Below are 466 nucleotides of genomic sequence, written 5' to 3' on the forward strand. Positions count from 1 at the left end.
CCTACGGGAGGCAGCAGTAGGGAATCTTCCACAATGGGCGCAAGCCTGATGGAGCAACGCCGCGTGAGTGAAGAAGGGTTTCGGCTCGTAAAGCTCTGTTGTTGGAGAAGAACGTGCGTGAGAGTAACTGTTCACGCAGTGACGGTATCCAACCAGAAAGTCACGGCTAACTACGTGCCAGCAGCCGCGGTAATACGTAGGTGGCAAGCGTTATCCGGATTTATTGGGCGTAAAGCGAGCGCAGGCGGTTGCTTAGGTCTGATGTGAAAGCCTTCGGCTTAACCGAAGAAGTGCATCGGAAACCGGGCGACTTGAGTGCAGAAGAGGACAGTGGAACTCCATGTGTAGCGGTGGAATGCGTAGATATATGGAAGAACACCAGTGGCGAAGGCGGCTGTCTGGTCTGCAACTGACGCTGAGGCTCGAAAGCATGGGTAGCGAACAGGATTAGATACCCCAGTAGTCC

The 466-nt window shown here is 54.3% G+C and carries 1 rRNA gene; it reads left to right on the top strand.

What is annotated here, in order from left to right:
* Positions 1-466 (top strand): 16S ribosomal RNA (locus tag PGH32_RS24570); the annotation flags it as partial.

The sequence above is a fragment of the Erwinia sp. SLM-02 genome (assembly GCF_037450285.1).
In the GTDB taxonomy this organism is placed as follows: domain Bacteria; phylum Pseudomonadota; class Gammaproteobacteria; order Enterobacterales; family Enterobacteriaceae; genus Erwinia.